The organism is Pseudonocardia sp. ICBG1034 (assembly GCF_020131375.1).
GTDB classification, from domain to species: domain Bacteria; phylum Actinomycetota; class Actinomycetes; order Mycobacteriales; family Pseudonocardiaceae; genus Pseudonocardia; species Pseudonocardia alni.
Map to the genome: position 1 here is coordinate 476482 of NZ_JAHLEK010000021.1, position 22002 is coordinate 498483.

General features: G+C 74.4%; 18 protein-coding genes. 8 read left to right on the forward strand and 10 right to left on the reverse strand.

Features of this window, described 5'->3' with window-relative positions; all coding sequences use genetic code 11:
* Positions 1–164 precede the first annotated feature (164 nt).
* Together KPF22_RS23790 and KPF22_RS23795 are read left to right on the forward strand one after the other, a co-directional pair.
* Positions 165–5786: a biotin carboxylase N-terminal domain-containing protein gene (locus KPF22_RS23790; RefSeq protein WP_224403335.1), complete on the forward strand. Its 5622-nt coding sequence runs from the start codon at positions 165–167 to the stop codon at positions 5784–5786.
* A complete protein-coding gene (locus KPF22_RS23795) occupies positions 5783–6550 on the forward strand; it encodes a beta-ketoacyl-ACP reductase (RefSeq protein WP_062400793.1) in 768 nt (255 codons plus the stop codon). The genes KPF22_RS23790 and KPF22_RS23795 overlap by 4 nt, the downstream gene beginning before the upstream one ends.
* A 58-nt stretch (positions 6551–6608) precedes the next feature.
* Here the strand turns inward: KPF22_RS23795 and KPF22_RS23800 are convergent, their stop codons facing one another.
* On the reverse strand, positions 6609–7568 hold the full coding sequence (locus KPF22_RS23800; protein WP_224403336.1) for a YafY family protein: 960 nt from the start codon (positions 7566–7568) through the stop codon (positions 6609–6611).
* Positions 7569–7634: 66 nt separating this feature from the next.
* Here KPF22_RS23800 and KPF22_RS23805 point away from each other — a divergent pair, with 66 nt between their 5' ends.
* On the forward strand, positions 7635–8744 hold the full coding sequence (locus tag KPF22_RS23805; protein ID WP_224403337.1) for an epoxide hydrolase family protein: 1110 nt from the start codon (positions 7635–7637) through the stop codon (positions 8742–8744).
* Between the two features lie 9 nt (positions 8745–8753).
* Here the strand turns inward: KPF22_RS23805 and KPF22_RS23810 are convergent, their stop codons facing one another.
* Positions 8754–9965 (reverse strand): glycoside hydrolase family 3 N-terminal domain-containing protein, encoded by a 1212-nt coding sequence (locus tag KPF22_RS23810; RefSeq protein WP_374107524.1) that lies wholly within the window; start codon positions 9963–9965, stop codon positions 8754–8756.
* A 94-nt stretch (positions 9966–10059) separates the two neighbouring features.
* The gene (locus tag KPF22_RS23815; protein ID WP_208821443.1) at positions 10060–11049 is read right to left on the reverse strand and encodes a glutathione S-transferase family protein; all 990 of its coding nucleotides are present in this window, start codon (positions 11047–11049) and stop codon (positions 10060–10062) included.
* A gap of 35 nt (positions 11050–11084) precedes the next feature.
* Between KPF22_RS23815 and KPF22_RS23820 the strand changes: the two genes are divergently transcribed.
* The 3 genes from KPF22_RS23820 (at position 11085) to KPF22_RS33310 (ending at position 14315) form a co-directional block, all read left to right on the forward strand.
* Positions 11085–12290: an acetyl-CoA hydrolase/transferase C-terminal domain-containing protein gene (locus tag KPF22_RS23820; protein ID WP_224403339.1), complete on the forward strand. Its 1206-nt coding sequence runs from the start codon at positions 11085–11087 to the stop codon at positions 12288–12290.
* 340 nt (positions 12291–12630) lie between these two features.
* Entirely contained in the window at positions 12631–13482 is an 852-nt protein-coding gene (locus KPF22_RS33305; RefSeq protein ID WP_307799341.1) for a class I SAM-dependent methyltransferase, read from the forward strand.
* Complete coding sequence (locus KPF22_RS33310; RefSeq protein WP_307799342.1) at positions 13479–14315, forward strand: methyltransferase domain-containing protein; 837 nt, start codon at positions 13479–13481, stop codon at positions 14313–14315. The genes KPF22_RS33305 and KPF22_RS33310 overlap by 4 nt, the downstream gene beginning before the upstream one ends.
* A 47-nt stretch (positions 14316–14362) precedes the next feature.
* Here the strand turns inward: KPF22_RS33310 and KPF22_RS23830 are convergent, their stop codons facing one another.
* From KPF22_RS23830 to KPF22_RS23855, 6 genes are all read right to left on the reverse strand, one after another.
* Entirely contained in the window at positions 14363–14587 is a 225-nt protein-coding gene (locus tag KPF22_RS23830; protein WP_208821447.1) for a hypothetical protein, read from the reverse strand.
* Between the two features lie 26 nt (positions 14588–14613).
* Positions 14614–15525 carry an alpha/beta fold hydrolase gene (locus KPF22_RS23835; RefSeq protein WP_208821449.1) on the reverse strand — a complete coding sequence of 304 codons (912 nt, stop codon included), beginning with the start codon at positions 15523–15525 and terminating at the stop codon, positions 14614–14616.
* Complete coding sequence (locus KPF22_RS23840) at positions 15489–16064, reverse strand: GtrA family protein (RefSeq protein ID WP_224403340.1); 576 nt, start codon at positions 16062–16064, stop codon at positions 15489–15491. The genes KPF22_RS23835 and KPF22_RS23840 overlap by 37 nt, the downstream gene beginning before the upstream one ends.
* Positions 16065–16191: 127 nt before the next feature.
* Positions 16192–16746, reverse strand: coding sequence for a protocatechuate 3,4-dioxygenase subunit alpha (gene pcaG, locus KPF22_RS23845; RefSeq protein WP_224403341.1), 555 nt, complete (start codon positions 16744–16746; stop codon positions 16192–16194).
* A complete protein-coding gene (pcaH, locus tag KPF22_RS23850; protein WP_062400788.1) occupies positions 16743–17441 on the reverse strand; it encodes a protocatechuate 3,4-dioxygenase subunit beta in 699 nt (232 codons plus the stop codon). The genes pcaG and pcaH overlap by 4 nt, the downstream gene beginning before the upstream one ends.
* Positions 17442–17470: 29 nt before the next feature.
* A complete protein-coding gene (locus KPF22_RS23855) occupies positions 17471–18694 on the reverse strand; it encodes a 4-hydroxybenzoate 3-monooxygenase (RefSeq protein WP_224403342.1) in 1224 nt (407 codons plus the stop codon).
* 69 nt (positions 18695–18763) lie between these two features.
* On the opposite strand from KPF22_RS23855, the gene KPF22_RS23860 reads away from it, so the two are divergent.
* Positions 18764–19522, forward strand: coding sequence for an IclR family transcriptional regulator (locus KPF22_RS23860; RefSeq protein WP_224403343.1), 759 nt, complete (start codon positions 18764–18766; stop codon positions 19520–19522).
* A gap of 57 nt (positions 19523–19579) precedes the next feature.
* Complete coding sequence (locus KPF22_RS23865; RefSeq protein WP_208821461.1) at positions 19580–20707, forward strand: epoxide hydrolase family protein; 1128 nt, start codon at positions 19580–19582, stop codon at positions 20705–20707.
* 4 nt (positions 20708–20711) lie between these two features.
* Here KPF22_RS23865 and KPF22_RS23870 read toward each other — a convergent pair whose 3' ends face one another.
* Positions 20712–21941 (reverse strand): FIST N-terminal domain-containing protein, encoded by a 1230-nt coding sequence (locus KPF22_RS23870; RefSeq protein WP_208821464.1) that lies wholly within the window; start codon positions 21939–21941, stop codon positions 20712–20714.
* Positions 21942–22002 lie beyond the last annotated feature (61 nt).

The following is a 22002-nucleotide window of genomic DNA, read 5'->3' on the forward strand; positions in this document are numbered from 1 at the left end:
CCACAGTGGGCGGGAAGATCCCTGTCCGAGAGGTGAGCCCGCCCGCATTCCGGCACCGACCGGGCCACCGTCCGCACCGACCCGCCGACCGCACGACGACGATGTCGATGCGGCACACCGCCGCCACCTCGTCGCAGCACCCGTAGGAGCAGTGAAGCCCAGCCATGTTCTCGCGCATCGCCATCGTCAACCGCGGCGAACCCGCCATGCGGCTGATCAACGCCGTCCGTGAGTGGAACGCCCAGAACGGGCCCGACCGCCGCCTGCGCACGATCGCGCTGCACACCGCCGTCGACCGGCGGGCGATGTACGTCCGCGAGGCCGACGAGGCCGTCCTGATCGGGCCGGACGACCCGGACCACATGGGCACCAGCCCCTACCTCGACCACGCCGAGCTGGAGCGCGCGCTGCGCGCCACCCGCGCCGACGCGGTCTGGCCGGGCTGGGGCTTCGTCTCGGAGAAGGCCGACTTCGCCGAGCTGTGCGAGCGGCTGGGGATCACCTTCGTCGGTCCGTCGGCCGAGGTGATGCGCGGGCTCGGGGACAAGATCGCCTCCAAGCAGCTGGCCGAGTCGGTCGGCGTGCCGATGGCGCCGTGGTCCGGCGGTCCGGTGGCCGACGTCGAGACGGCGCGCAAGGCCGCCGAGACCGTCGGCTACCCGCTGATGGTGAAGGCGACCGCGGGCGGCGGGGGCCGCGGCATCCGCTACGTGCCGGGCCCCGAGCAGCTCGACGAGGCCTTCGAGCGGGCCGCGTCGGAGGCGTCGAGGACCGCCGGGGACGCGACCGTGTTCCTGGAGCGCGCGGTGTCGGGCGGACGCCACGTCGAGGTGCAGGTCGTCGCCGACGCCACCGGCGACGTCTGGACCCTCGGGGTACGCGACTGCTCGGTGCAGCGGCGCAACCAGAAGGTCGTCGAGGAGTCGGCGTCCACAGCACTCGACGCCGAGCAGGAGGCGCTGCTGCGCAGCTCGGCCGCCGAGCTGGCCCGCGCCGCGGGCTACGTCAACGCCGGCACCGTCGAGTTCCTCTACCAGCCCGAGGAGAAGCTCCTCTCCTTCCTCGAGGTCAACACCCGGCTGCAGGTCGAGCACCCGGTCACCGAGGCGTGCACCGGCGTCGACATCGTGAAGCTGCAGCTGCACGTCGCCGCGGGCGGCACGCTCGCCGAGGTCGCACGCGAGGTCCCGGCCGCCCAGGGCTGGGCGATCGAGGCCCGGCTGACCGCCGAGGACCCGGAGCGCGAGTTCGCGCCCGCCCCGGGCCGCATCGAGCACCTGGCGCTGCCGTCCGGTCCGGGCATCCGGGTCGACACCGGCGTCGCCGCGGGTGACGTCATCCCGCCGCAGTTCGACTCCATGATCGCCAAGGTGATCGCCTGGGGCCGCGACCGCGACGAGGCCCGCGCGCGGCTGTCCCGGGCGCTGCGCCAGACCTCCGCGGTGATCGACGGCGGCTCCACGAACAAGGCGTTCCTGCTGGACCTGCTCGACCGCGACGAGTTCCGCTCGGGCGAGCTGCAGACCACCTGGCTCGACACCATGATGGCCGACGGCTACGCGCCGCCGCGCCGCCTCGACGTCGCGCTGCTCGCCACCGCCGTGCAGAGCCACGACGGCCACGTCGCCCGCCAGCAGGAGCGGCTGTTCCGCTCCGCCGAGGCCGGCCGGCCCGAGGTGGGCTACGAGACCTGGCACCAGACCGACGTCACCGTCGCCGGGCAGTCCTACAAGCTGACGGTCGCCCGCACCCGCGCCGGCCGCTACACCGTCGAGCTGGACGGCGTGTCGGTCGACGTCGACGTCGAGCGCAACGGCGCCTACGAGCGCCGGCTCACCGTCGGCGACCTGTCCTGGACCGTGCTGTCGGTCGCGCAGGAGGCGGACTACCTCGTCGAGGTCGACGGCGCCGTGCACCGCATCTCCGGCGGCGAGGCCGGCATCGTCCGCGCCCCCGCCCCGGCGATGGTCGTCGCGCTGCCGGTCAGCGCGGGCCAGACCGTGTCCGAGGGCGACACCCTCGCCATCGTCGAGTCGATGAAGCTGGAGACCTCGCTGCGGGCGCCGTTCGACGGCACCGTCGCCGAGATCCTCGTCCCGGCCAACACCCAGGTCGACGGCGGCACCAAGCTCGTGCGGCTGGAGCCGTCGGCCGACGCGGACGCGGCAGGCCCCAGCGGGGAGCGCGCCGACCTGTCCGCGTTCGCCGCGGCCGGCGCCGACACCGACGCCGCCGCGACCGCGGCCGACGCGCTGTCCGCGCTGCGCTTCCAGGTGCTGGGCTTCGACGTCGACGAGCGCCAGGCCCGCCCGCAGCTGCGGCGCCTCGCCGCCGCCCGCGAGCAGCTGGCCGCCGACGACCCGGCCGTGCTGGCCGGGGAGACCGCCGTCCTGCAGATCTTCGCCGACCTCTGCCAGCTCTCGCGCAACCGGTCCGAGACCGACGACGAGACCGGCGAGACCGAGCGCAACCCGCAGGAGTACCTCTACGCCTACCTGCGCTCCCGCGACGCCGACGACGAGGGCCTGCCCGAGTCGTTCCAGGCCAAGCTGCGCCGGGCGCTGGCCCACTACGGCGTCACCGAGATCGACGGCGGGACCGGCCGCGCCGACGACCTGGGCCCGGCGCTGTACCGGATGTTCCTGGCCCACCGCCGCGCGCCGCAGCAGGTGCCGGTCGTGCTGGACCTGCTGAACTGGCGGCTGCGCCACCCGGAGTCGGTCGCGAACCTCTCCCCCGCGGCGCGCGAGGACTACCTGCGCACCCTCGACGAGGTCGTCGTCGCCACCCAGCTGCGGCACCCCGTCGTCGGGGACACCGCGCGGCTGGCCCGCTACCGGGCGTTCGACGCCCCGGTCGTCGCCGCCGAGCGGGACCGGGCGCTGGCCGAGGTCCGGGAGAGCCTGGACGTGCTCGCCTCGGACCCGGGGACCGCGGACCGGGCCCGCCGGATCGACACCCTCGTCGGGTCCTCGGAGCCGATCCTGGGCGTGTTCGGGGAGCGGCACGACGCCGTGCTTCTCGAGGTCATGACCCGGCGCTACTACCGGGTGCGGGTGCTGCGCGACCTGGAGCTCGTCGAGCACGCGGGCAAGCCGCTGCTGACCGCCCGCTACCAGCACCTGGGCCGGGACCGCACGGTCTTCGCCTCGGTGATCGACAACAACGACCCGGCCGCCGCGCAGGCCGTGTCAGACGAGCTGCGCCGCCGCGTCGGCGAGCTCGACGGCGACCGCACCGCGCTCGTCGACCTCTACGTCACCTCGACCAAGGCCGACGACGGCGGTGACCCCGACGCCCGCGCCGAGCGCGTCCGCGCCGCACTGGGGAAGGTGCCCGCGCACCTGCACCGGGTCGCCGTCGCCGTCCGCCCGAACCCGCGCGCCGCGGGTACGGCGAGCGACGAGGCCGAGCCGCCGACCTGGTTCACCTTCCGGCCCGACGAGACCGGCGAGCTGGTCGAGGACCGCACGCTGCGGGGCATGCACCCGCTGGTCGCGGACCGGCTGCGGCTGTGGCGCTTCCGCAACTTCGAGCTGCACCGCCTGCCCGCCGCCACCGACGTGCACCTGTTCCGGGCCACCGGCCGCGAGGTCACCGCCGACGACCGGCTGGTCGCGATGGCCGACGTCCGCGAGCTGACCGTGCTGCGCGACGAGGAGACCGGGAAGGTCCGCTCGCTGCCGCAGTTCGAGCGCGCGCTCGACGCCTGCATCAACTCGCTGCGTGCCGCCCGCGCCGGGGACCGCACCCTGGCCCGGATGTCGTGGAACCGGATCGCGCTCTACGTGTGGCCGGAGGTCGACGTCCCGCTCGCCGAGCTGGACTCGGTGGTCCGCCGGCTCGCGCCGCGCACGGCCAACCTCGGGCTGGAGCAGGTCCTCGTCGAGTTCCGCACCGCCGACCCGCAGGTCACCGGCGGCCAGGGCGGTCCGCGCTCGATGCTGCTGCGCATGTCGCGCCCGCCCGGTGCGGGGCTCACGGTCAAGCTCGACCAGCCCCCGACCGAGCCGATGCGCGAGCTCGACGCCTACGACCAGAAGGTGCTCAAGGCCCGTCGCCGCGGCGCCGTCTACCCGTACGAGATCGTCCCGCTGCTCACCGCCCCGGTCGACGCCGGCCCGGGCACCTGGCAGGAGTACGACCTCGTCGACCCGGCCGACCCGGCGCTGCCGGTGCCGGTCGACCGCGCGCCCGGCGGCAACAGCGCCAACCTGGTGCTCGGCGTCGTCTCGGTGCCGACCCGGCGCTACCCGGACGGGATGAAGCGGGTCGTGCTGCTCGGCGACCCGACCCGGGCGCTCGGCGCGATCGCCGAGCCGGAGTGCCGCCGCGTGATGGCCGCGATCCACCTGGCCCGTGAGCTGGACGTGCCGATCGAGTGGTTCGCCGTCTCGGCCGGCGCGAAGATCGCGATGGACTCCGGCACCGAGAACATGGACTGGATCTCCCGGGTGCTGCGCGGGATCATCGAGTTCACCCAGGACGGCGGGGAGCTCAACGTCGTCGTCACCGGCATCAACGTCGGCGCCCAGCCCTACTGGAACGCCGAGGCGACGATGCTCATGCACACCAAGGGCATCCTGGTGATGACGCCGGACTCGGCCATGGTGCTGACCGGCAAGCACTCGCTGGACTTCTCCGGCGGTGTCTCGGCCGAGGACAACTTCGGCATCGGCGGCTACGACCGGATCATGGGCCCGAACGGGCAGGCGCAGTACTGGGCGCCGGACCTGGGCGGCGCCGTGGGCGTGCTGCTGGCGCACTACGCCCACACCTGGACCCAGCCGGGCGAGCGGTTCCCTCGACCCGCGCCGACCACCGACCCGGTCTCCCGCGACGTCACCACGGCGCCGCACTCCGGGCCGAACTGCGACTTCACCACGCTCGGCGAGATCTGGGCGCCGGAGACCAACCGGGAGCGGAAGAAGCCGTTCGACATCCGCTCGGTGCTGCGCGGCGTCGCCGACGCCGACCACCCGACGTCGGAGCGGTGGGCCGACATGCACGACGCCGACTCGGTCGTCGCACTCGACGCCCACCTCGGCGGCCAGCCGATCGCGATGATCGGCATCGAGTCGCGGCCGCTGCCGCGGCGCGGGCCGCGCCCGGTCGACGGGCCGTCGCAGTTCACCGCCGGGACGCTGTTCCCGCGCTCGTCGCGCAAGTGCGCGCGGGCCATCAACGCCGCGTCCGGCAACCGGCCGCTGGTCGTGCTGGCGAACCTGTCCGGGTTCGACGGCTCGCCGGAGTCGCTGCGCGGCCTGCAGCTGGAGAACGGCGCCGAGATCGGCCGGGCCATCGTCAACTTCGACGGCCCGATCGTGTTCTGCGTGGTCTCCCGCTACCACGGCGGCGCGTTCGTGGTGTTCTCCGGAACGCTGAACGACAACATGGAGGTCGCTGCGATCACCGGCTCCTACGCCTCCGTGCTCGGCGGGGCGCCCGCCGCGGCCGTCGTGTTCGCCGGCGAGGTCAACGACCGCACCGCCAAGGACGAGCGGGTCACCGACCTGGAGACCCGGATCAAGCAGGCCGTCACCGACGGGGACGAGGCGACGGCGGCACGGCTGCGCGGCGACCTCGCCACCCTCCGCCCGGACGTCCGCTCCGAGAAGCTCGGCCAGGTCGCGGACGAGTTCGACACCAAGCACTCCATCGAGCGGGCGCAGTCCGTCGGCTCGGTGCACCGGATCGTCTCCCCCGACCAGCTCCGGCCGTACCTGGCCGACGCGGTCCAGCGGGGCATGAAGCGCACTCTCGACACCCTTGGAGGAAACGCATGACCGCGATCACCGACACCCACCCGGAGCAGCGCGTCGCCATCGTGACCGGGGGTGCGCGCGGGATCGGCGCCGCGATCACCACCGCGCTGGCCCGCACCGGGGTGCACGTCGCCGCGGGGTACTCGTCGAACTCCAAGGCCGCCGACGAGCTGAAGGGCAAGCTGGAGGCCGAGGGCGCGTCGATCTCGGTGCACCAGGGCAACGTCGGCTCGCCCGAGGACTGCCAGCGGGTCGTCACCGAGGTCCTGGAGCAGCGGGGCCGCGTCGACTACCTGATCAACAACGCCGGCATCACCGTCGACAAGACCGTCCGCAAGCTGACCGTCGACGACTGGCACGCCGTGCTGCGGATCAACCTGTCCGGCGCGTTCTACATGACCAAGGCCGTGCTGGAGCACATGACCGGCAACGAGTTCGGCCGGATCGTGAACATCTCCTCGGTGATCGGCCAGACCGGCGCGATGGGCCAGGCCAACTACGCCTCGTCGAAGGCCGGCCTGATCGGCTTCTCGAAGTCGCTGGCCCAGGAGGTCGCCCGCAAGGGCGTCACCGTCAACTGCGTCGCGCCGGGCTTCATCGAGACCGAGATGGTCGCCGCCGTGCCGGAGAAGGCGCTCGAGAAGATCGTCTCGAAGATCCCGGTCGGCCGCCTCGGCCAGGCCGACGAGATCGCCCGCGCCGTGCAGTTCCTCGTCGACGACCGCGCCGGCTACGTGACCGGCTCGGTCATCAGCGTGAACGGCGGGCTGGACATGGCGTCCTGACCGTCGTTCTCCCCTGCCGAGGGCCTCGCACAGTGTCGTGCGGGGCCCTCGTGCGTACTCAGGGGACCGTGGTCGCCCGGGTGTAGCGGTCGGCCAGTGCGCGCAGCCGCGCCACCAGCTCCGGTGGCTCGGTGACGTGGAAGTCCAGGTCGAGCAGCCCGATGTACACCGCGACGGTCTCGATGCTGTCCGCCCCGGTCACGAGGACGCAGTGCGTGTCGTCGACCTCCTCGACCGCGCCGACGGCCGGGTTGATCCGGGCGAGCACCGTCGCCGCCGGTGCGTCGACGGTGATGCGGACGTGCACCTGCCACCCGGTCGACGCGGCCTCCCGCAGGACCAGGGCCGGGTAGTCCCCGCCGGGCAGCGGGTCCGGGACGAACCGGCGGCCGGTCGCCGTGCGCGGGCGGACCAGGTCGACCCGCCACGTCCGCCACCCGCCGTCGAGCCGCCCGACCAGGTACCAGCGGCCCTGCCAGGAGACCATCCGGTACGGCTCGACCGTGACCGGCCACTCCTGCCCGGGCAGGTCGAGCCGCACGCAGGTGTGGTCGCGGATCGCGGTGGCGAGCTCGGTGAGCACCGCCGGGTCGACCTCCGGATCCGGGTCGACGGTGTCGGTGTTGCGCGGCCCCGCGACGGTGCCGTCGTGGACGGCGGCGACGCGGCGGCGCAGCCGGTCCGGGAGCACCTGGTCGAGCTTGGCCAGGACGCGGTCGCCGCTGTCCCCCAGCCGCCCGCCGCTCGCGCTCACGGTGCGCAGCCCGATCGCCACGGCGACGGCCTCGGCGTCGTCGAGCTGCAGCGGGGGCAGCCGCGCGCCGGGCCCGAGCCGGTAGTGCCCGGCGCCGCCCCGGACGGCGTGCACCGGGTAGTCGAGTCCGCGGAGCCGGGCGACGTCGTTGCGGATGGTGCGGGTGCTGACGCCGAGCCGCTCCGCCAGCTCCGGCGCGGTCCACTCCGGACGGCTCTGCAGCAGCCCGAGCAGCGCGAGCATGCGGGCGGCGGTGTCGGCCACGAGAACCTCCGGATCCGGTCGCGAACAGGAAGGGAACGTGCCTGATCGACCGGCACCGTAGTACCCATGACGCCGTTCACCGTGCAGATCCCGCAGTCCGACCTCGACGACCTCGCCGACCGTCTGTCCCGCACCCGGCTGCCCCGTCCCGCGCCGGGCGACGACTGGACCCACGGCACCCCGAACGCGTGGCTGGCCGCGACCGTCGCGTACTGGCGCGACGGGTTCGACTGGCGGGCCCAGGAGGCCCGGATGAACGCCCACCCGCAGTACCTCACCGAGATCGACGGCCAGGTCCTGCACTACCTGCACGTCCCCTCGGCCGAGCCCGGCGCGACGCCGGTGCTGCTGCTGCACAGCTGGCCCGGCTCGTTCGCGGAGTTCCTCGACGTGATCGGCCCGCTGACCGACCCGGTCGCACACGGCGGCCGCGCCGAGGACGCCTGCTCGGTGGTGGTGCCGTCGTTGCCCGGGTTCGGCTTCAGCACCCCGCTCGCCGGGGGCGGCTGGACCACCGCCCGGATCGCCGCGACGCTGGACACCCTGATGCGCCGGCTCGGCTACACCTCCTACGGGGCGCACGGCAGCGACGCCGGGGCACTCGTCGCACGGGAGCTGGGCCTGCTCGACCCGCCCGGGTTCCTCGGCCTGCACGTGCTGCAGCTGTTCTCGTTCCCGTCGGGCGACCCGGCCGAGTTCGAGCGGCTGGGACCGGACGACCACGCCGCACTGGAGTTCATGCAGTGGTTCTCCTCGGTCGGCGGCTACAACGGGATGAACGCCTCACGCCCGCAGACGATCGGCGCGGCGCTGGCCGACTCACCGGTCGGGCAGCTGGCCTACTCGGAGCTGTTCGCGTCGTTCGGCAACGGCACCGCGCTGGTGACCCGTGACCAGCTGCTGACCCAGGTGTCGCTGTACTGGCTGACCAACACCGCGGCGACCTCGGCCAGGATCTACTTCGAGGACGCACGCGCCGGCGCGGAGCCGCGGGTGAACCACGCCCGGACCGGGGTGGCCGTGTTCGCCTCGGACTTCCGGACCGTCCGGGTGTTCGCCGAGCGCGACAACGCCCGGATCGAGCACTGGAGCACCTTCGACGAGGGCGGGCACTTCGCCGCCCTGGAACGGCCGGCCGACGTGGCGGGCGACATCCGGGCGTTCTTCGCCGGCTGACGGGCGAGCTCAGCCGCGGCTGCAGAGCCCCTTGGCCGCCAGCACCCGCGCGACGGCGGTGTCGTTGTCCTGCGCCGTGATCCGCCCCTCGGCCAGCGCCTTCTCCGCGGCGTCGAGCAGCGGGGCGACCGGGGTGACGTTGGAGAACAACGCCATGTCCGCGCCGGCGGTCAGGGCCCGGGTGGTGGCCTCGACGAGCCCGAAGCGGTCGGTGATCGCCTTCATCGCACCGAGGTCGTCGGTCATGGCGAGGCCGTCGAACCGGTAGTCCTCGCGCAGCAGCCGGTAGGCGGCCGGGGCGATGCTGGTGGGCACGTCGGTGGTCAGGCCCGGGACGTCGAGGTGACCGAGCATGACCCCGACCCGCCCGTCGAGCGGCTTCCCCGGTCCGACGAGGTCGGCGTAGGGCCGGAGGTCACCGGCACGCAGCCGGTCCAGCGGCGGCGTGCTCACCGATCCCTTGTGCGAGTCACCGGAGCTGTGCCCGTGGCCGGGGAAGTGCTTGAGGACCCCGAACACCCCGCCGGCCTGCTGCCCCTCGGCCCAGGCGGCGGCGTAGCGGGTGACGGCGGCCGGGTCGTCGGAGAACGAGCGGTCCCCGATGACGGCGGTGCGCGGCTGGTCGGAGACGTCGACCGACGGCGCGAGGTTCCAGGTGACACCACGGGCCCGCAGCTGCCCGGCGCGCTCGCGGGCGATCCCGGCGACCTCCTCGGGGCTGCCGGACGCGGCCATCTGCCGGGCGCTGGGGACGTCGCCGTCGAGCTCGTCGATGCGCTGGACCCGGCCGCCCTCCTCGTCGACGGCGACGGCGAGCGGCGTGCGGGCCGCCTTCTGCAGTGCCGAGAGCCGGTCGCCCTGCAGCAGCGCGGTCGCGTTGCCGCCGAGGAACACCCCGCCGACCTGCGACTCCCGCACGATCGCGGTGGCGCCGGCCGGGTCGGCGGCGTCCACCCCGACCATCAGGCGCTGGGCGAGCCGGTCGCGTGGGGACAGCGCCGCCACCATCGGGGCGCAGGTGTCCGGGTCCGGCTGTGCCGCCGGCGCCGCCTGCGGCTGTGCACCCGGCGGGGCGGCGTCGGTGCTGTTCGCGGTGAGCTGCGGCCCGGCGACGGCGACGAGCCCCGCCGTCAGCGCGCCCACGACGGCGGCGGTGAGCAGTCCGGTGCTGCGACGGCGTCGCTGCCGGATCACGGGGTGGGGTCGTCCAGGCACTCGCATCACGACCATCGTGACAGGCCCGTCCCGGCCCGGCGCTCCCGCCGCGCCGCGGTCACCGGCCCGCCGGCCCGGCCCGCTGCGCCGGGTGCGGGGCTCAGCCGACCGCGGGGACCCGCTCGGACTCCGGCGGCGGTCCGGGCGGGGTGCCGTCGCCGAACGGGCGCCCGCCCAGCTCCTCGCGGCCGTGGGCGGTCGTCCAGCCGGCGGTGTCGGGCCCCTTCGGGACGATCCCGGTCGGGTTCACCGACGCGTGCACGCCGTAGTAGTGCTGCTTGACCTGCTCGAAGTCGATGGTGTCGCCGAAGCCGGGGGTCTGGAACAGGTCCCGGGCATAGGCCCACAGCACGGGGAGCTCGGTGAGCTTGTGCCGGTTGGCCTTGAAGTGGCCGTGGTAGGCGGCGTCGAAGCGGACCAGGGTCACCCACAGCCGGATGTCGGCCTGGGTGATCGAGTCACCGACCAGGTAGCGGCGCGTCGACAGGTGCCCGGACAGCTCGTCCATCCGCGACCACAGGGCGTCGTAGGCGCGGTCGTAGGCGCGCTGGGACGAGGCGAACCCGCACTTGTAGACGCCGTTGTTGACGTCGTGGAAGATCCCCTTCCCGATCTCGTCGATCGCCTCCGGGTCGGTCCACAGGTCCGGGGCGCCGTCGCGGTGGAGCCCCCGCCACTGGGTGGACAGGTCGCGCTCCAGCAGCGCGTACTCGTTGGTGACGACCTTGCCCGAGGCGACCTCGACCATGGCGGGGACGGTGACGCCCTCGTCGTAGCCGGGGACGGCCTTCTCGTAGGCCTCGCGCAGGTACTCGATGCCGAGCACGGGGTCGACGTTCCCCGGGTCGAGGTGGAAGCGCCAGCTGCGCTCGTCGTGCAGCGGGCCCGCGATGCCCATCGAGATCGCGTCCTCCAGCCCGAGCAGCCGCCGGGTGATGATCACCCGGTTCGCCCAGGGGCAGGCGCGTGCGCCGACGAGGCGGTAGCGGCCCGCCTCGACCGGCCACGGCGACGACCCGTCGGCCGTGATCCGCTCGGCCACCCCGAGCGCCTCCCGTACGAACTCACCGCTGTCCTGGTCGGTCCCCATGCCCGCCAACGCTAGCCCTGTGGTCGGATGGGCGCATGGGCGTCGACGGTGACCTCGCACGCGGTCTGTCCGAGCTGGTCGCGCCGGGTTCCCGGGTGGCGCTGGCCGACGGCTGCGGGCTCCCCCACGCGCTCGCCCGCCCGCTCTCGGCGGTCGCGGCCCGGGCCGGGGGTGTGCGGCTCGTGCTGGGCTGGGTGCCCGGCCCGGCCCCGGACCTCGAGCCGGACGCGTTCGCCGACATCCGCACCGTCGTCGGGGGGCCGGGAGCGCGGGCGCTGATCGAGTCCGGGCGCGCGCACCGGGTCCCGGTCCGGCTCTCGGCGACGCCGGCGCTGCTGGCCGGTCCGCTGCGCCCGGACCTGCTGCTGGCGACCGTCGTCCGCGACGACCGCGGCGACCTGCGGTTCGGCGCGGAGGCATCCTGGATGCGCGGCCTGTACGACGCCGGGGTCCCGGTCGCGGCGGTCGTGTCCCGCTCCGCGCCGCACGCCGACGCCGGTCCCCCGCTGGCCGGGGTGGCGGTGCTCGGTGAGGTCGACGGACCGGACGGGGCCCCGCACACCGTCGCCACCCCCGCGCCGGGCGACGCCGACCGGGCGGTGGCCGCCGCGGTCGCGGGCCTCGTCCCGGCCGGGGCGCGGATCCAGTTCGGCCCCGGGCGGCTGGCCGCGGCACTCGTCGAGGCACTGGACGTGCCGGTCGCGGTGGACTCCGGGCTGCTCGCCGACGCGGTCGTCGACCTGGACGAGCGCGGGCTGCTGCGCGGGACACCGTCGTCGACGGCGCTCTACGGCAGCCCCCGGCTCTACGACTGGGCCGACCGGCTGGGCCGGGCCGGCCGCGGCACGGTCCGGCCGGTCGAGCACACCCACGACGTGTCCCGGCTCAGCACCGACCCGGGGCCGCTGGTCGCGCTGAACACCGCGCTGGAGATCGACCGGGACGGCCAGGTCAACGTCGAGGGCGTCGCCGGTTCGGCGGCCGGGATGATCGGCGGGCACCCGGACTTCGCGGCGGCCGCGGTCCGCGGGCCGGGACTGTCGGTGATCGCGCTGCCCGCGGCGCACCGCGGGCGCCCGACGCTGGTGGAGCGGCTCGGCGGACCGGTGACGACGCCGTCGCACGACGTCGACGTGGTCGTCACCGAACGGGGTACGGCGGACCTGCGGGGGCTCGGACGCGGAGAGCGGCGACGCGCGCTGAGCGCCCTGTGGGACGGCGCCGTTACGCCGGACGGATGAACTCCGATCCATGGTGTGACCGGAACCACAGATCACCCGGGGTGAACGGATCGCCGACGTCCCGGCCGCGGGCCGCCGCCGGCCGGACGGCCGTGCCACGCCGTCCACTCCGGACCCACGACGTGTGACGACCACATGACGTCACTGGTGGGCCCGCGCGCCGCCGGTCACCGCCCGGGCCTGCTCGCCGCCGCCCGGAAAATCCCCGGATGACCGGCTGAGTTGCGCATAACACAACTCCGGCGGCCGTTCCAGGCTCACCCTGGGTGAGCGGACAGGGGCCGCGGGGCCACCTACGGTCAGGGCCGTCCCGCACCCGAGCGCCGAGGAGGCGCGCCCCATGACGGCAGACCACCGCAGCGGGCTCCGGGGGCCCGCCAGCACCGTGCAGGAGTTCGGCGACGCGCCCACCGAGGTCCGCGAGTCCACCCACTACAAGCACGAGTACGTGCAGACGTTCGTCGACAAGTGGGACGAGCTGATCGACTGGCGGGCCCGCTACGCCAGCGAGGGGCGGTTCTTCGTCGACCAGCTCCGCACGCGCGGGGTCACCAGCGTGCTCGACGTGGCGACCGGCACCGGCTTCCACTCCGTCCGGCTGCTGGAGGAGGGCTTCGAGACCGTCGTGTCCGCCGACGGCAGCGCCGAGATGCTGGCGAAGGCCTTCGACAACGGGATGAAGTTCGGCGGGCACGTGCTGCGCGTCGTGCAGGCCGACTGGCGGTGGCTCAACCGGGACGTGCACGGCGAGTACGACGCGATCATCTGTCTCGGGAACTCGTTCACCCACCTGTTCTCCGAGCGGGACCGCCGCAAGGCGCTCGCCGAGTTCTACGCGATGCTCTCCCACGACGGCGTGCTGATCCTGGACCAGCGCAACTACGACGCGATCCTGGACAACGGCTTCACCTCGAAGCACCGGTACTACTACTGCGGCGACGACGTCGTCGCCGAGCCGGAGTACGTCGACGACGGTCTCGCCCGGTTCCGCTACCGGTTCCCCGACGGGTCCCAGTACCACCTGAACATGTTCCCCCTGCGCAAGGACTACACCCGCCGCCTCATGCACGAGGTCGGGTTCCAGCGGGTCGACACCTACGGCGACTTCCAGTCGACCTACGCCGACGACGAGCCCGACTTCTTCGTGCACATCGCCGAGAAGGCCTACCTCGACCAGGAGGACGCCGAGTGACACGGACGACCCAGGACACCGCCGAGCACACCGCCCGGTCCTACTACGACTCCGACGACGCCGACACCTTCTACTCCCGGGTCTGGGGCGGCGAGGACATCCACGTCGGCGTCTACGACGCACCGGACGAGCTGATCTCGGTCGCCAGCGCCCGCACGGTGACCCGGATGGCCGAGGTCGCCGGGGTCGGCCCCGGCACCCGGGTGCTCGACCTCGGGGCGGGCTACGGCGGCGCGGCCCGCCGGCTGGCGGCCGCACACGGGGCCACGGTGCACTGCCTCAACCTCTCCCCGGTGGAGAACGCCCGCAACGAGCGGATGACCCGGGAGCAGGGCCTGGCCGGCCGGGTCGAGGTGACCACCGGCAGCTACGAGGACGTGCCGGTCGAGGACTCCTCGGTCGACCTGGTGTGGTCGCAGGACGCGTTCCTGCACTCCGGCTCCCGCGACACCGTGCTGGACGAGGTCGCCCGGGTGCTCCGCCCCGGCGGGCAGGTGGTGTTCACCGACCCGATGGCCGTCGACGGGCTCGACCAGTCCTCGATCCAGCCGATCCTCGACCGCATCGCACTGTCCACGATGGCCACGCCCGGCTTCTACACCGACGGCCTGGAGCGGCGGGGCTTCACCGGGGTCCGGTTCCTCGACCACGCCGAGCACCTCGCGACCCACTACCGCCGGGTGCGCGAGGAGCTGGTGGCGCACGAGGAGGAGCTGTCGTCGTCGATCTCGGGGCCCTACCTGACGGCGATGAAGGCGGGCCTGCAGCACTGGGTGGACGGTGGCCGCGCCGGCAAGCTCACCTGGGGGATCGTGCACGCGGTCCGGGCCTGAGGACGGGCTCCGGCCCGGACCCCGCACGGGGCCCGGGCCGGGCGCGCTCAGCCGTCGTCGTCGGCGTCGTTGCCGCCGTCGTCGCCGTCCTGACGGCCGTCCTGGTCGTCGTCGCCGTCGCGGTCGTCGTCCGTGTCCTGCTGCTGTTGCTGCTGCTGGGGGGCCGGCGCGGGGGTCGCGGACCCGCCGCCGCAGGACGCGGCGGTGGTGAGGACGAGCGCGAGCGCCGCGAGGGTGCCGAGCAGAGCCCGGAGAGGGGTGGTTCGTCGCATACGCACGAGTCTTCCGGATCGCCCGGTCAGCCGCAGAGGAAGGCGCGCACCGCCGCGGTGGTGGCGGCGGGCTGCTCGTCGACGAGGAAGTGCCCGGCCCCGGTGACCGCCTCCCCGGTGACCAGACCGGGATCGGCGGCCGCGCGGCGCCAGACCTCCAGCGGGCTCTCGCCGTTGGCGCCGACGACGCCGCGATCGCCCCACAGCACCAGGGTGGGCGCGGCGATCCGCTCGCCCGCCGCGTCGGAGGCGGCGTCGTGCTCCAGGTCGATCGAGGCGCCGGCGCGGTAGTCCTCCAGCATCGCGTGCCGGGCCGCCGGGTCGGCGAACGCGCGCTCGTAGGTGGCCAGTGCCTCGGGCGGGTGCGCGTCCGGTCCGGAGCCCCAGCCGCCGAGCAGCGAGTGCAGGTAGCCGATCGGGTCCCCGGCGATGAGTCGCTCGGGCAGGTCGGCGGGCTGGATGAACAGGAACCAGTGGTAGTACGCCGTCGCCAGCGCCCGGTCGGTGTGCGCGTAGACGTAGGCGGTGGGGAGGATGTCGAGCAGCGCGGCCCGCGCGACGCGCTCGGGGTGGTCGAGCAGCATCCGGTGGGTGACACGGGCGCCGCGGTCGTGACCGACCACGGCGAAGCTGTCGAACCCGAGCCGCGCCATGACGTCGACCTGGTCGGCGGCCATCGCCCGGAACGAGTAGCCGGCGTGGTTCTCGCCGTCGGAGGGGCGGCCGGACTCGCCGTAGCCGCGCAGGTCGGTGGCGACGACGGTGTGGTCGCGCGCCAGGTCCGCCGCGAGCGGCCCCCACATGGCGTGGGTCTGCGGGAAGCCGTGCAGCAGCAGGACGGGCGGGCCCTCGCCGCCGCGCACCCCGTGGACGACGACCCGCTCCTCGGGCGGGCCGACGGTCAGGTCGAAGGCGTCGAAGTCGACTGTTCCGGGCACGGGTGCCGTCCTCCCTGGTCGGGTCGCGCACCGGCGGCCGGCCGCGCCACATCGAACACCCAGAACCGCAGCACCGCGAACCGCAGCAGCCCGCCGGCGAGGCTGGCGACCGCGACGACCGCGGCCTCCTCCCCCGGCGTGGTGGCCCCGGCCATCTGGTGCAGCGCGAGCAGCACCGCGGAGGTGTAGGTCGCGTAGAACGCGACGGTGCCCGCGTCCTGCACCCACTCGCGCAGCCGGTGCGCGGGGGCGCCGTCGAAGGCGAAACGGCGGCTGGCCTCGGTGCTGATCGCGGTGGTGAGGACCAGCGCGACCAGGTTCGCCGGGACGGCCGGGAGCACCGGGCGGAACAGCAGGAACAGCGCGGCGTTCAGCGCCGTCGCCCCACCGCCGACGGCGGCGTAGCGGGCGAGCTGCACGGCCAGCGGGTACCGCCGCGACAACGCGACGACGGCACCGGTGACGCGCCCGGGAACCCGGGCCGCGGAGGTCGCCGGATCCCCGAACGGCACGTGTGCCGCCGACTGTGCTGCGTCCACCGGTCCTCCCGCCCCTGCTGGGTAGATCTTCGCAGGAGTACCCCCGACGGATCACCGGGAATCAACCGGACGCGTCACACCTCCACGGTGTGATGCCCCGGGCGGGTGCGCGCGCGGCCGGGCACCGTCACAGAGCGAGGAACACCGTCTCCCCCTCGCCGCGCAGGCGGATGTCGAACCGGTACCGGCCCGGGCCCTCCGCGACGGCGACGAGCGTGTGCCGGCGCGCCTCCGGGACCGCCGCGAGCAGCGGGTCGGTGGCATGGGCGTCGGCGTGCTCGGGGAAGTAGATGCGGGTGACGACGCGGTCGAGCAGGCCGCGCGCGAACACCGAGACGTCGATGTGCGGGGCCTCGTCCGGCAGGGCCCCGGGCAGGACGGTGCGGACCTGCCAGCGGCCCTCGTCGTCGGTGGGGCAGCGACCGAAGCCGCGGAAGCCCTCCACCGTGGACTTCGCCGCGCCGCGCGGGTCGTCGGGGTGGTCGAAGCGGCCGTCCGGATCCGCCTGCCAGGTCTCGACCAGCGCGTCGGGCACGAGCGCGCCGGTGCCGTCGACCACGGTCCCGCCGACGAGGACGGCGCCCGGCGTGCCGTCGGGCACGACGTCCGGGCCGTCCGGCCAGGGCAACCCCAGCGACAGGTACGGGCCGACGGTCTGGGTGGGGGTCAGCGGCAGGCTCATGCGTGGGGCTCCTCGAACGGGGTGGCGCCGCGGCCGCGCAGCACGATGTCGAAGCGGAAGGCCAGTGCCCACTCGGGGCGGGTCGCGTCGAGGTCGAAGGTGGACACCAGCCGCCCGCGGGCCTCCTCCGGCGTCGCGTTGTAGATCGGGTCCTGGCCGAACAGCGGGTCGTCCGGGAAGTACATCTGGGTGACCAGCCGCTGGGTGAAGGCACGCCCGAACAGCGAGAAGTGGATGTGGGCGGGGCGCCAGGCGTTGTGGTGGTTGCCCCACGGGTAGGCACCGGGCTTGATCGTGGTGAACGAGTAGTTGCCCTGCGCGTCGGTGAGGACCCGGCCGCCGCCGGTGAAGTTCGGGTCGAGCGGGGCGGGCCAGTTGTCCCAGCGGTGGGCGTAGCGACCCGCGGCGTTGGCCTGCCAGACCTCGACGAGGGTGTCCGGCACGGGGCGGCCGTCGGAGTCGAGCACCCGCCCGGCGACGACGATCCGCTGGCCGAGCGCCTCGCCGCCGGCGCCGACGGTGAGGTCGTCGTCGCCGGGACGGACCGGGCCGGTGAGCAGCGGGCCGGTGATCTCGGTGAGCCGCTGGGGCAGGATCACCGGCTGCTCGGACGGCGCCCGCAGCGCGGTGCTGCGGTAGTCCGGTGAGAGCAGCGGTGCGTGGGTCCCGGCCGGGACGGGGGCGTAGCCCTGCATCGGCGGTCCTTCCTCGTGGTGGGTGGGATCTAGACGGCACCGTGCGGGAGGCCGACGTAGTTCTCGGCGAGGCTCGTCGCGGCGGCGCGGGAGGTCACGCTGTAGCGCAGCTGGGAGCGCTGCAGACCGACGCCGAACGCGTCGCCGCCCTCGGTGGCGGGGTCGAAGCGGTGGAGCATCGAGGTCATGAACCAGGAGAAGTGCTCGGCCCGCCAGATCCGGCGCAGGCAGGTGTCGGAGTAGGAGTCGAGGCCGCCGGTGTCGCCGTCGCGCAGCGCGCGCACGACCGCGTCGGCGAGCACCCGGACGTCGGCGATGGCGAGGTTCATGCCCTTCGCCCCGGTGGGCGGGACGATGTGCGCGGCGTCGCCGGCGAGGAACAGCCGTCCGCGGCGCATCGGGGAGGCGACCATGCTGCGCATCGGCGTGACCGAGGGCTTCTCGAGGAACTCGCCCTCGTTCATCGTGAAGCCCTCGCAGGCCAGGCGGGTGTGCAGGGCGTCCCAGATGCGGGCGTCGGACCAGTCGGCCGGGTCGGTGTCGTTCGGGACCTGGACGTAGAGCCGGGTCACCTCGGGGCTGCGCATCGAGTAGAGCGCGAAGCCGTCGTCGTGGTGGGCGTAGACGAGCTCGTCGGTGGTGGGCGCGGCCTTCGCGAGCACCCCGAGCCAGGAGAACGGGTAGACCCGCTCGGCGATGTCCGGTGCCACCAGCGGGCGGGAGACGCCGTGGAAGCCGTCGCAGCCGGCGACCACGTCGCAGCGCAGGACGTGCTCGGCGCCGTCGGCGTCGGCGTAGGTGACCGACGGGGTGTCGGTGTCGACGTCGTGCAGGGCGACGCCGGAGACGCCGAACTCGACCGGCAGGCCCGCGTCGTCGACGCGGTCGGCGAGCAGGTCCTTCACGACCTCCTGCTGGCCGTAGACGGTGATCCCGGTGCCGACGAGGTCGGCGAAGTCGATCCGGTGGTCGGCGGCGGGGGCGCCGGGGGCCTCGGCGAAGCGCAGCGAGATGCCGGTGTGCGGCATGCCCTCGCGGTCCAGCCGTCCGGCGACGCCCATCCCGCGCAGCAGCTCGACCGTGGGTGCCTCCAGCACCCCGGCGCGGACCCGCGCCTCGACGTAGGCGCGGTCGCGGGCCTCCAGCACAACCGAGTCGACACCGGCCAGCGCCAACAGTTTCGCCAGCACGAGCCCGGCGGGGCCCGCCCCGACGATGCCGACCTGGGTCCGGGACTCGCGTCGCTGCGTCATGGGAGTCACCTTCCCGTTCCCGGCACGGCCGTTCGACCGAGCTTCCGCTCTACGGAAGAATGCCCGGTCATGACGACGCGTCCGGTCCGCTCGGGGGTCACCGCGCGGGTGCTGGACGTGCTGGGCGCGTTCAGCGCGAAGGACCCGGTGCTCGGGCTGACCGACATCGCCCGGCGCACCGGGCTCCCGCTGACGACGGTGCACAGGATCGCCGGTGAGCTCGCCGCGGGCGGGGCGCTGGACCGCGGGGACGACGGCCGCTACCGGATCGGGCTGCGGCTCTGGGAGATCGCGCACCTGGCCCCGGCCAGCCAGGGGCTGCGGGAGGCGGCGATGCCGTTCCTGGAGGACCTGCACGAGGTCACCCGGCACAACGTGCAGCTCGCCGTCCTCGACCCCGACGACGCCGGCGAGGTCGTCTATGTCGAGCGCCTGTCCAGCCGCGACGCCGTCTCGATCGTCACCCGGACCGGGTCGCGGCTGCCGTCGACGGCGACCGGGGTCGGGCTCGTACTGCTCGCCCACGCCGACCCGGCCGCGGTCGAGGCCGTGCTGGCCCGCCCGATCCGCCGGTTCACCCCGTTCACGGTGTGCCGCGCCGACGGTGTCCGGGCGCTGCTCGCCCAGGCCCGTACCGGCGGGTTCGTGGTGTCCGACCGGCAGATCGAGGAGGTGTCGATGTCGGTGGCCGCCCCGGTGCGCAGCGGGGACGGTCCGGTGGTCGCCGGGCTGTCGATCGTCGTGCCGGCCGCGACGAACCCGCACACCCTGGTGCCCGCGGTGCGCGCGGCGGCCCGTGGGATCAGCCGGGCGCTCGCCGCATCGTGATCGTTCCGATGCCGTGACCGGTACGCCCGCCGTGGCGTTCCGTGCCACCGTGACGACGTGCGCGACTTCCGGATCGAGATCCCCGACGCCGAGCTGGACGACCTGCGTGAGCGGCTCGCCCGCACCCGCTGGCCGGACCCGGCGACCGTGGACGGCTGGTCCCAGGGCGTCCCGCTGGACTACGCCCGCGAGCTGTGCGAGTACTGGCGCACCCGCTACGACTGGCGCCGCGTCGAGGCCGAGATCAACGCGTGGCCGCAGTTCCGCACCGGCCTCGACGGCGGCGGCGACGACTCGGTCGAGATCCACGTGCTGCACGCCCGCTCGAAGCACCCGGACGCGATGCCGCTGCTGCTCACCCACGGCTGGCCGGGCTCGCTGGTCGAGTTCCTCGGCGTGCTGCCCGCGCTGACCGACCCCGAGGACCCCGCCGACGCCTTCCACGTCGTCGTGCCGACGCTGCCCGGGTTCGGGTTCTCCGGCAAGCCCACGACGACCGGGTGGGGGGTCGAGCGGATCGCCGTCGCCTGGGCGCAGCTGATGGACCGGCTCGGCTACGAGCGCTTCGCCGCGCAGGGCGGCGACTGGGGCTCGATGATCACCTCGGCGCTGGGGACCGCGGCCCCGGAGATGCTGTACGGCATCCACCTGACGATGGCGCTGGCGCCCAAGCCCGACGACGCCGCCGGGCTCACCGCGCAGGAGAAGGCCGACATCCGCTTCTCCAAGGAGTTCTCCCGCTACGGCTCCGGCTACTCCGCCGAGCAGTCCACCCGGCCGCAGACCGTCGGCTACGGGCTCGCCGACTCCCCCGCCGCGCAGTGCACGTGGATCGTGGAGAAGTTCTGGGACTGGACCGACTGTGCGGGCCACCCGGAGAACGTGATCAGCCGGGACCGGCTGCTGGACAACGTCATGCAGTACTGGCTGGGCTCGGCCGGCGCGTCGTCGGCGCGGATCTACTGGGAGAGCTTCGCCCGCCGCCGCCTCGACGACGTCGAGGTCCCGACCGGCGTCGCCCAGTTCCCGCACGAGATGGTCAAGCTCCCCCGGTCCTGGCTGGAGCGCCGCTACACCGACCTGCGCTGGTTCTCGCGTCCCGACGTCGGCGGGCACTTCCCGTCGCTGGAGCAGCCCGAGTCCTTCGTCGACGAGGTGCGGGGGTTCTTCCGCACCCTGCGCTGAGGTCTCAGACCACCAGCACGGACGCGGTGAACGCGTGCAGGTGGTTGCCCGGCCCGACCGGTCCGATCTCCCCGGCGGCGAAGAAGCCGGCCACCCGGGGTCCGGCCGCGTCGCCGGACCCGCCCGCGTGCGGGTCGAGGCCGACGCGCACGGCGTGCACGTCGTGGTCGGCGTCGCCGAACATGCCGGCGCCGCGACCGTTGCAGGAGAACAGCAGCGCGCCCGCGGCCGGCGCGGCGTGGCGCACCGGGGCGAGCAGCTCGTGCAGGTCCTGGGCGGCGCCCGCGGCGTCGCGGACCTGGAAGCGCACGGTGGTGCCGATCTCGACGACGTCGCCCGCGATGACGGCACCGTCGCCGACGTCGACGGCCAGCACCGCGCGGACCAGGAAGTCCCCACGGTCGTGGGACTCGGCGTACTCGTCGACCGCGACGCCCAGGTGCAGCCCGGTCAGCGCCTGCTGCTGCTCCTCGGGCGGCAGCGCGGTGACGATCTCGCGCAGCCGCTGGGCCGCGGGCCGCCCGGCGAGCTCGGCGATCCGGTTCCGCTCGGCGCGGGTGACGACCATCGGCGGCCCGATCGGGCGGCATCCCTGACTGACGACGACCCGCGCGTCGGACGTGCCGCCGAGCAGCACCCCGACCGCGCCGCCGTGGTGCACGGTGCCGCCGGCGAACAGCCGGTCGGCCCCGGGCCCGCCGGGGCCGCTCGCCAGGCCGCCGATCACCGGGAAGCCCGGGTTCGTCGACGCGAGCCGGTCCAGCACCCCGCTGACCGGGAACGTGAACGGGTCGGCGAGCAGGACGGCGACGCGGTCGTCCTCGGCGGGCGGGACCAGGCCGCGCACGCCGATCGCGTCGCGGCCGTCCGGTCCGGCGCCGGGGCGGCGCTCGGCGACCGGGAAGATCGTCCGGACCCGGGTGCCGGGCAGCGACGCCGCCCAGACCGCGACGGCGGGCTCGCCCTCGACGCCGCGGCCGTCGGCCATCACGCCGTGCGCGGTGGTCCCGATCGTCGCGCCGGGCGCGGCGAGCTCCATCACCCGCAGCCCCGCGGCCTCGACCTCCTCGACCGGCGCGGCAGCCCCCGCACCGGGGCAGACGAAGAACACCACGAGGTCGGGGACGACGCCGAGCGCGGCCAGCGCCTGCCCCGTCGCGACCTCCGCGGCGCCGACGAGATCCGGCCCGACGGCCAGCCCGTCCCCGACCTGCACACCCTCACCGGCACCCACGGCCCCGACGCTACGTCAGCCCACGGCTCCGGCACCGGTTCGGGACCGGTGTGGGACGCCG

Bases quoted from the DNA above. Each gene is read 5' to 3' on its own strand.
- KPF22_RS23830 (WP_208821447.1), bottom strand. From the start codon at position 14,587: ATGCGACGAACCACCCCTCTCCGGGCTCTGCTCGGCACCCTCGCGGCG.
- KPF22_RS23790 (WP_224403335.1), top strand. From the start codon at position 165: ATGTTCTCGCGCATCGCCATCGTCAACCGCGGCGAACCCGCCATGCGG.
- KPF22_RS33305 (WP_307799341.1), top strand. From the start codon at position 12,631: ATGACGGCAGACCACCGCAGCGGGCTCCGGGGGCCCGCCAGCACCGTG.
- pcaG (WP_224403341.1), bottom strand. From the start codon at position 16,746: ATGAGCCTGCCGCTGACCCCCACCCAGACCGTCGGCCCGTACCTGTCG.
- KPF22_RS23815 (WP_208821443.1), bottom strand. From the start codon at position 11,049: ATGGGGACCGACCAGGACAGCGGTGAGTTCGTACGGGAGGCGCTCGGG.
- pcaH (WP_062400788.1), bottom strand. From the start codon at position 17,441: ATGCAGGGCTACGCCCCCGTCCCGGCCGGGACCCACGCACCGCTGCTC.
- KPF22_RS23810 (WP_374107524.1), bottom strand. From the start codon at position 9,965: ATGCGAGTGCCTGGACGACCCCACCCCGTGATCCGGCAGCGACGCCGT.
- KPF22_RS23860 (WP_224403343.1), top strand. From the start codon at position 18,764: ATGACGACGCGTCCGGTCCGCTCGGGGGTCACCGCGCGGGTGCTGGAC.
- KPF22_RS23820 (WP_224403339.1), top strand. From the start codon at position 11,085: ATGGGCGTCGACGGTGACCTCGCACGCGGTCTGTCCGAGCTGGTCGCG.
- KPF22_RS23805 (WP_224403337.1), top strand. From the start codon at position 7,635: ATGACGCCGTTCACCGTGCAGATCCCGCAGTCCGACCTCGACGACCTC.
- KPF22_RS23795 (WP_062400793.1), top strand. From the start codon at position 5,783: ATGACCGCGATCACCGACACCCACCCGGAGCAGCGCGTCGCCATCGTG.
- KPF22_RS23855 (WP_224403342.1), bottom strand. From the start codon at position 18,694: ATGACGCAGCGACGCGAGTCCCGGACCCAGGTCGGCATCGTCGGGGCG.